The 5,838-nt window shown below is 72.0% G+C and carries 7 protein-coding genes; 5 read left to right on the forward strand and 2 right to left on the reverse strand.

The genetic code is table 11. The annotated features are described in order from the left end of the window. The 4 genes from QH283_RS07935 to QH283_RS07950 all read left to right on the forward strand — a co-directional run. Nucleotides 1-1,257, forward strand: a 1,257-nt coding sequence (locus QH283_RS07935; protein ID WP_280502369.1) for a hypothetical protein, incomplete at its 5' end; no start/stop codon positions are given. Further along, nucleotides 1,254-1,730 (forward strand): roadblock/LC7 domain-containing protein, encoded by a 477-nt coding sequence (locus tag QH283_RS07940; RefSeq protein ID WP_280502370.1) that lies wholly within the window; start codon nt 1,254-1,256, stop codon nt 1,728-1,730. The genes QH283_RS07935 and QH283_RS07940, both read left to right, overlap by 4 nt. A gap of 11 nt (nt 1,731-1,741) precedes the next feature. Further along, on the forward strand, nt 1,742-2,113 hold the full coding sequence (locus QH283_RS07945; protein ID WP_280502371.1) for a hypothetical protein: 372 nt from the start codon (nt 1,742-1,744) through the stop codon (nt 2,111-2,113). 54 nt (nt 2,114-2,167) lie between these two features. After that, nucleotides 2,168-2,530: a hypothetical protein gene (locus tag QH283_RS07950; RefSeq protein ID WP_414689564.1), complete on the forward strand. Its 363-nt coding sequence runs from the start codon at nt 2,168-2,170 to the stop codon at nt 2,528-2,530. Nucleotides 2,531-2,553: 23 nt separating this feature from the next. On the opposite strand, the gene QH283_RS07955 is transcribed toward QH283_RS07950, so the two are convergent. Together QH283_RS07955 and QH283_RS07960 are read right to left on the reverse strand one after the other, a co-directional pair. Then, the gene (locus QH283_RS07955; RefSeq protein WP_280502373.1) at nt 2,554-3,630 is read right to left on the reverse strand and encodes a class I SAM-dependent methyltransferase; all 1,077 of its coding nucleotides are present in this window, start codon (nt 3,628-3,630) and stop codon (nt 2,554-2,556) included. Nucleotides 3,631-3,694: 64 nt separating this feature from the next. Further along, nucleotides 3,695-4,249, reverse strand: coding sequence for a TetR/AcrR family transcriptional regulator (locus tag QH283_RS07960; protein ID WP_280502374.1), 555 nt, complete (start codon nt 4,247-4,249; stop codon nt 3,695-3,697). A 179-nt stretch (nt 4,250-4,428) separates the two neighbouring features. Here QH283_RS07960 and QH283_RS07965 point away from each other — a divergent pair. Then, nucleotides 4,429-5,838, forward strand: a 1,410-nt coding sequence (locus QH283_RS07965) for an LVIVD repeat-containing protein (RefSeq protein ID WP_432420680.1), incomplete at its 3' end; no start/stop codon positions are given.

A 5,838-nucleotide genomic window follows, 5' to 3' on the forward strand; every position in this document is an offset into this window, starting at 1 on the left:
GCCCAACCCCCCCGGCCCCCCGGCGCGGGCCCCCCCCCCCCCCCCCCCCGGCCCACCGGCCGGGCCGGGGGGGGGGGCGCGGCCGGCGGCCCCACGCCGGAGGACTGGCGGCGCGCGGGCGCGGGTGATCCGAGCCGGGTCCTCGAACAGCCCCAGCTGGAGACCCTCGCGCTGCTGTCGGTCTACGACGCGGCCTACTTCCTGCTGTCCTCCGGCGCCGAGGCGGAGTTCCGGCCCGCGCCGGCGCACTGGCTGTCGCGGGTCTGCCACGTGCGCCCGAGGGAACTGGTGCGCGAATGCGAGCGGCGCGGCGACCCCGGTTCGGGGCCGTGGCCCGCGGAGCTGGTCGACCGCGCGCCCGTGGTGCCGGTGCGCCGGGTGCAGCGTCGCCGGGTGGTGCTGACCGCCGGACAGGTCGAGGTGCTCGCCGCCGCCGACACCCGGCGCACGGTCACCGAGATCGCCCGTCATCTCGGGCGCACCACCTACGGATGCCTGACGGCCGTGCGCGAGCTCACCGAGGCCGGCCTGGTGGAACCCGCTGTGCCCGAGGCGGACCAGGGCGACCGCGAGCGGACCCCGCGCGCGATGCCCGTGCCCTCCGGTCCGCCTCGCCCCGTGGCCTCGCCGCGCGGGCAGGGGCGGGGCGGCCACGCCAGGAACGTTCCGTCGCTACGCGGACCGGTCGTGCCCGAGTCCGTGGTCGCGCGGGTGACGACGGTCGACGCGCCGATGCCGCCGGAGCAGGACGCGGGCGGGGTGAGGACGGCCGATGCGCCGGTCCCGAGGCCACCGGAGCAGGCGGCCGGCGGCATGACGGCTGCCGCGCCGGTCCCGAGGTCGCGGCAGCAGAGTGCGGCCCGAGGGACGACGGTCGACGCACCGGTGCCGCCGGAGCCGGGCGCCGCGCGGACGACAGCGGTGGACGCGCCGGTGCCCGCGGTGGCGGAGCGGCAGGCGGCTGCCGTGACGACGGTCGACGCGCCGGTGCCGCAGCCGCCGAGACCGCGGCAGATCGTGCCCCCGTCGGGTCGCTCCGCGAGCGCTCGCCCGGTCGTGGGGCCTGTCGTGGCGCCGGAAGAGGTGGCGGGCGAGCGGGATTCGCGTCTCCGCGGGCCGGAGGGCGCCGAACGTGTGCCCGTACCGTTTCGGCGGCGAATACGCCGGGCGGTGCCCGTTGCCGAGCGGGAGCGCTGGCAGCAGGTGGACATGAGCGTGCTCGTCCGGGTGCGGGCGGCGTTGGAGGAGCTCGAGTGACCGCGCGGAAGAAACTGCTCGGCGAATGGATGGGAAGGTTGACCAAGGTGTCGATGTCGGGGCCGGAGCCGTACGCGGTGGTGCTGGCGGAACTACACGGACTGCGCGAGCGCGTCCCCCGGCTGACCGGGTCGCTCGTTGCCTCGGGTGACGGCCTGCTCATCACTCACGACCTGCCCGGCCACATCGAACCGGACGGCATGGCGGCGCTGACCGCCTCCCATCTGGCGCTGTCGTACCGGGTGTCGAGCACCGCCCACGGCGGCAGCTTCGACGAGGTCGTGGTGCGCGGCTCCGGGGGATGCGTCGTCATCTACACGGCGGGCTGGGCCTCGCTGACCGTCCTCGCCGAACCCGAAGTGAACGTCGGCCGCCTCCACCTGGAGTCGCGGCCGGTGGCCCGTGCCATCGCCGATCACCTGACGGCGCTGTCGAACGGGCCGAGACACAAACAGTCGACAAAGGTCGAATGAAAGGAACACACATGAGCAACATGGATCTGGCACTCAAGGACATGATGGTGATCGACGGCGCGATCGGCGCCGCGGTCGTCGACTACAACTCGGGCATGGCGCTCGGCATGCTCGGCAGTTCCAAGGCGATGGACCTGCAGATCGCCGCCGCCGGCAACACCGAGGTGGTGCGCGCGAAGATGCGCACCATGGACAGCCTCGGTCTCAACGACGAGATCGAGGACATCCTCATCACCCTGTCCGGGCAGTACCACATCATCCGCCCCATGACCGGACGCAAGTCCAAGGGCCTGTTCCTCTACGTCGCGCTGGACCGGGGCCGCGCCAACCTCGCGCTCGCCCGTCACCGCCTCAAGGGCATCGAAGAGGACCTCGAGGTCTAACGCGCCGGGGCACAGCAGGCGCACAGATCGAAGAAAGGAACTCCCGTGACCGACATGGATGTCGCACTCAAGGACATGATGGGGATCGACGGCGCGATCGGCGCCGCGGTCGTCGACTACAACTCGGGCATGGCCCTGGGCGTGCTCGGCGGCACGAAGACCCTCGACCTGCAGGTCGCCGCCGCCGGCAACACCGAGGTGGTGCGCGCGAAGATGCGCACCATGGACACCCTCGGCCTCGACGAGAAGATCGAGGACATCCTCATCACCCTGTCGAGCCAGTACCACATCGTGCTGCCCATGACCGGACGCAAGTCCAAGGGCCTGTTCCTCTACCTCGCGCTGGACCGGGGCCGCGCCAACCTGGCGCTGGCGCGGCACCGGCTGCGCGGCATCGAGCAGGACCTCGAGATCTGAACGCCCGGACTCGAATCGGGGCTTCAGGGAATGAGCCGGTAGAAACGCCAGAAGCCGAAGTTCTCGATCGGCAGGACCGAGGTCGCGCCGAAACCGGCCTCCTCGGCGTACCGGCGCAGCGTTTTCGGGCGCATGACGGTCCCCGTTGCGGCGGAGCCGGCGTGGGACATGCCGTCCGGCAGGCAGATCAGCAGGCTGAATCCGTACATCAGGCGGTCGATCTCACTCGCCGGCGCGTGGAAGTCCGGTTCGACGGCCTCGTCCATCACCACCACCGCTCCGCCCGGGCGCAGCGCGCGGCGCATGGCGTCGAGCGCGGGCACCGGATGCGGCATGTCGTGCAGGCATTCGAAGGCGAACACCAGATCGAAGGCGCCGGTGGGCAATTCCGCCGCGGCGTCGGCGATGTGGTACCGCACCCGGTCGCCGACGCCCGCGGCCGCGGCGTTCGCGCGCGCCATGCGCACCGAGGGCGCGTCGATGTCGTAGCCGTCCACCGTCAGTGACGGATACGCCTTCGCCAGCGCGATCGACGACCAGCCGCCGCCGCATCCGATGTCGGCGACCCGCGCGCCCGGCGCGGCGAGTGCGTCGCGCACCTCGGGGACACCGGCGAGCGCGGCCGCGAGCCGCCGCTCGAACCAGGGGCGGTTCATGTCGGACTGCGATTCCCGCATGTCCGCGCCGTACCGGTCCCAGCCGACGCCGCCACCGGTGCGGTAGGCCTCCAGCAGCGCCGGGGTCTGCACGGCGGCCGCGGCGATCATGCGGGCCAGGGGAGCGAGGTAGTCGGTGCTCGTGTGGTCGAGCAGCACTTCGGCGACCGCCTCGGGGATGGAGAACCGGCCCTCGTCCTCGTACCGCAGGATGTCGCTCGCCGCCTGCTGTTCCAGCCACTCGGTGGCGTAGCGCGGGTCGCCGCCCGCGTGTGCGGTCAGCGTCGCGGCGTCGGCGGGACCGTGCTCGGCGAGGGCGCGATACCAGCCCATGCGGTCGCCGAGATGGATGGCCAGCAGGTCGATGGCGCCCAGCGCCGCGCCGAACAGGCGCTCGGCGAACTGCTCGGTGGTGCGGACGGGCGCGTCGGTGGTGATGCTCATCTGATCCCTTTCGTCGTCTGCACAGGGATCGCGCCGGTGGCGGCCCGGGGTTAACGCCCCCGGCTCAGACGTGCATGCCGTGCATGAGCAGCGACCACGCGTGCTCGGCGGTGTACTGCCGCGACGCCGCGTCGGTGCGGGAGAGCACGCCCGCCACCATGCCGACGGCGAGCACGAGGTCGGTGGCCTCGATGCCGGGGCGGATGCCGCCGCGCTGCGCCGGATCGGCCAGTTTCTCGCCCAGCAGGGTGAGCAGGCGGAAGGCGGGCTCGAAGATGCGCGGGTCGTCGCTGCTCGGATTGAGCATGGCGATGAAGGCCGCCGAGGCGGCGATCTGGTCGATGATGACGCGCAGCACGTCCTCGACGGTGGTGCCGGGATCGGCGGCGATCGTCTCCACTTCGACGATGTTCTCCTCGAACACCGCCAGGGTCAGCGCCTCCTTGGTGGCGAAGTGGCGGTACAACACCCCTTGACCGACGCCGGCGGTCCGGGCGATGAGGCTCATCGGCACGTCGTAGCCGTTTTCGGCGAAAATCTTGCGGGCAGCGGCGATCAGCGCCGCGCGATTGTCGGCGGCGGCACTCGGGCCACGATTGACGCGGCGGGGTGATGTCACGCACACTAGTCTAGCAACCGGACAACACAGTCCGGTTGGGTGCCGGCTCTGCTCCGGCGCCGTGTTCGGCACGCGAGTGCCCTCGACGACGAGGGGCCGTCATGACCTCGTTTCCGCTGTTCCGCAACCGCCGGGAGTTCGTCTCCCCGGAGTCCGTTCCCCGCATGTCAGGACTGCGCATGTCGGTTCTGCGTCTGTCCGCCTCGGCCGTCGTCGCGGTCACCGTCCTGCCCTTCGGCGGCGCGCAGGCGCAACCGCCGGGACCCGGTGTGCGGGAGGTGAGCGCGATCGTCGACGTGGCGGCCGCGCGTGCCGACTGCCTGCCCGGCTCCGCCCCCGAAACCGGCCTACAGGGCGACGTGCCCGCCGCCGACCGCACCAGCGGCCGCAGCAGGCAGGGCTACAGCTGCAACATCACCCGCCTCGGCGGCTACCCCGGCCGCGGCGGCGGCATCACCTCCACCAGCTTCGAGCACTGCGCCTACCTTGGCACCTTCTTCCCCACCCACCTGCTCGATCCGGCGGCGGGAGTGCAGGTCGTCGACGCCGCCGTGCCCACCGCGCCGGTGCGCACGGGCGTGCTGTCGGAACCGGCCATGCTGGCAGGCACCTGGGAGACGCTCAAGGTGCACCAGGGTCGCAAGCTGCTCGTCGGCGCCGGGGTGCCCGCCCTGACCGGCTACGGACTGCTGTCGATCTACGACGTCTCCGACTGCGCGCATCCGCGCCTGCTCAATCCCGGCCCCGGCACCGACCTGACGCTGCCGTTGCCGCTCACCGCGCACGAGGGCGGCTTCTCCCCGGACGGCAACACCTACTGGGCCTCCGGCACCGCGCCCGGCCTGGTCAGCGCCGTCGACATCAGCGATCCCACCGCGCCCCGGGTGATCTGGCAGGGACTGCCGGGACTGTCCATGCACGGCATGGGATTCAGCCCCGACGGCACCCGCATGTACCTGTCGGACAATCTCGGCGGGCTGACCGTGCTCGACACCGGCGAGGTGCAGCGGCGTCAACCGAATCCGCGGGTCGGGGTGATCTCGCAGACCCGGTGGAGCGACGGCTGGGCCACCCAGCACAGCATCGCCGTCACCTACGGTGGACGGCCCTACCTGTTCACCGTGGACGAAGCCGGTTCCGGCGGGGTGAAACTCATCGACGTCTCCGATCCGGCCGCCCCCAGGATCGCGCACGCGATCAAACTCGAGATCAACCTGCCGGGCAACCAGGACGCCCTGATGGCCTCCTCGATGGGCGGGTCGATCTTCGCCTACGACTCGCACTACTGCGCCGCCGACCGCCCGAACGACCCCACCGCCCTGGCCTGCGGCTGGGCCTCCTCCGGGATCAGGGTCTTCGACGTGCGCGATCCCTTCCATCCGCGCGAGATCGCCTACTACAACCCGCCCGCACAGGCCGACCGCGGCCGGGAGCTGTGGAACTCGCCGCACGTGGCCGCCTCCGTCATCGGTGTGCCGATCCTGGAATTGCCCACGGTGCTGGGGTCGGCCCTGTCGGGGCGGTTGGATCCGGGGCGCGCGCGCAGCGAACGCAGCGGCATGATACTCGGCGGCGACCTCACCAGCGAC

It is taken from the genome of Nocardia farcinica, from assembly GCF_029867845.1.
In the GTDB taxonomy this organism is placed as follows: domain Bacteria; phylum Actinomycetota; class Actinomycetes; order Mycobacteriales; family Mycobacteriaceae; genus Nocardia; species Nocardia farcinica_A.